The 2,017-nt window shown below is 60.3% G+C and carries 1 protein-coding gene and 1 pseudogene; both read left to right on the forward strand.

The window, feature by feature from the left end:
- Positions 1 to 92 precede the first annotated feature (92 nt).
- A pseudogene (locus tag RMO57_RS13355) lies at positions 93 to 1,124 on the forward strand (transketolase C-terminal domain-containing protein); the annotation flags it as partial.
- 94 nt (positions 1,125 to 1,218) lie between these two features.
- Positions 1,219 to 2,013 (forward strand): GTP cyclohydrolase FolE2, encoded by a 795-nt coding sequence (folE2, locus tag RMO57_RS13360; protein WP_310387369.1) that lies wholly within the window; start codon positions 1,219 to 1,221, stop codon positions 2,011 to 2,013.
- The last annotated feature ends 4 nt before the right edge of the window (positions 2,014 to 2,017 follow it).

Here is a 2,017-nt window from a genome sequence, read left to right on the forward strand (position 1 = left end):
CTTAACATCGGTTAATTGAGAGATGGATGTGAAATTATAGTTTGAACATGCTACGCATTCTGTGGCAACGGGCGTTTGACTAAAACGCCGCACCCGGTCGGTTCGATCCTGCCGTGGGCTTTGTCAAATCGGTCACGCCGGCCAAGACCTCGTTCACCCAGGTATTCGGCCAGTGGCTGTGCGATATGGCCGAGCAGGACAAGCGTCTGGTCGGCATCACGCCGGCGATGCGCGAGGGCTCCGGCATGGTGGAATTTCACCAGCGCTTCCCGACCCGCTATCACGATGTTGGCATCGCCGAGCAGCATGCGGTGACCTTCGCCGCCGGTCTGGCTTGCGAAGGTTTGAAGCCGGTGGTGGCGATTTATTCGACCTTTTTGCAGCGCGCCTATGACCAAATGATTCACGACGTGGCGATTCAGAATCTGCCGGTCGTGTTCGCGCTGGACCGGGCCGGTCTGGTCGGTGCCGACGGTGCGACTCACGCGGGCAACTACGACATCGCCTTTTGTCGCTGCATCCCGAATATGGCCGTGCTGACACCGGCCGACGAGAACGAATGTCGCCAAGCCCTGTACACCGCCTATCAGCACCATGGCCCGGTGACGGTGCGTTACCCGCGTGGTGCCGGTGCCGGGGTGGCGATCGAGAAAGAAATGAAGGCTCTGAGTTGGGGCAAGGGCTTGGTTCGCCGCGAATCCAGCAAGTCGCAGCTGCGTAGCAACGCGGATGCGCCACGGATTGCGATTCTGAGCTTCGGCACCTTGCTGTATCCGGCTTTGCAGGCGGGCGAGCAACTCGATGCGACAGTGGCCAATATGCGCTTCGTCAAACCGCTTGATCAGGTCTTGGTGGCCGAGCTGGCGCGCAGCCATGACGCGTTTGTGACCGTCGAGGACGGCTGCGTGATGGGCGGCGCAGGTTCCGCCGTGATGGAGGCGATGCAGGCCGCCGGATTCAATCTGCCGGTCTTGCAACTCGGTTTGCCGGACGAATACATCGAGCATGGCGACGTCGCCAGTTTGATGAGCGCTTGCGGTCTGGACGCCGCAGGCATAGCGCAGTCCATCTTGAAACGCTTTGGTGCGCGGCCAAGTTTGGTGCGGCCGGCTGCGAATCAGTAAGAGCCATCAAGTCCTTGCGGCGGCAGGGCTTGGCAACAGCTGGCATGCTGGGCAGCTTGAATTAATCCAGTCTCCACGGTCCATTTCCTTCAGCATGAATCAAGTTACCAGCGCATTGCATATTCCCGATACCCAAAGCGAGCGCGATGAGCGGCACCTGCTGATTCAGCGCGTTGGCGTCAAGGATGTGCGCTACCCGTTGCAAATTCAGACGGGCAAGCAAGCGCAAACCACGGTCGGCCTTTGGAGCTTGGATGTGGCGCTGCCGGCTGAGAAGAAGGGCACGCATATGTCCCGCTTCGTTGCTTGGCTGGACGCCTTGAACGCGCCATTGACGGCGCAGTCCTTGCGCGAGCTGCATGGTCAGATGCTGAGCAAACTGGAGGCGCAAGACGGCCGCATCGAGGTGCGTTTTGCCTTTTTCTTGCGCAAGCGCGCGCCCGTGTCCGGTATCGAGAGCATGTTGGACTACCAGGGCGCTCTGATCTCCGAGACGCGTGCCGGTCAGACCTCGGTGTGGGCGGAGGTGGCGGTTCCGGTGAAGAGCCTGTGCCCTTGCTCGAAAGAGATTTCGGACTATGGCGCACACAACCAGCGTTCCTTGGTGACGATCCGGGCGGAGTTGAGCGGCGCGCCTATCAGCTGGCTGGAGCTGGTCAGGTTCGCTGAGGAAAGTGCTTCGAGCGAGCTCTGGCCGCTGCTCAAGCGTGCCGACGAGAAATGGGTCACCGAGCATGCCTACGAAAACCCCAAGTTCGTCGAGGACCTGGTGCGCGATGTGGCGCTGCGACTGAATGCCGACGCTCGGATTGGGCGCTATTCGGTGGATGTCGAGAATTTTGAGTCTATTCACAACCATTCGGCCTACGCGCGCATTGAGCGCGCGTAGGAGG

The organism is Roseateles sp. (genome assembly GCF_031397715.1).
In the GTDB taxonomy this organism is placed as follows: Bacteria; Pseudomonadota; Gammaproteobacteria; order Burkholderiales; family Burkholderiaceae_C; genus Paucibacter_A.

Coding starts and splice junctions, on each gene's coding strand:
- folE2 (WP_310387369.1), top strand. CDS start 1,219: ATGAATCAAGTTACCAGCGCATTGCATATTCCCGATACCCAAAGCGAG.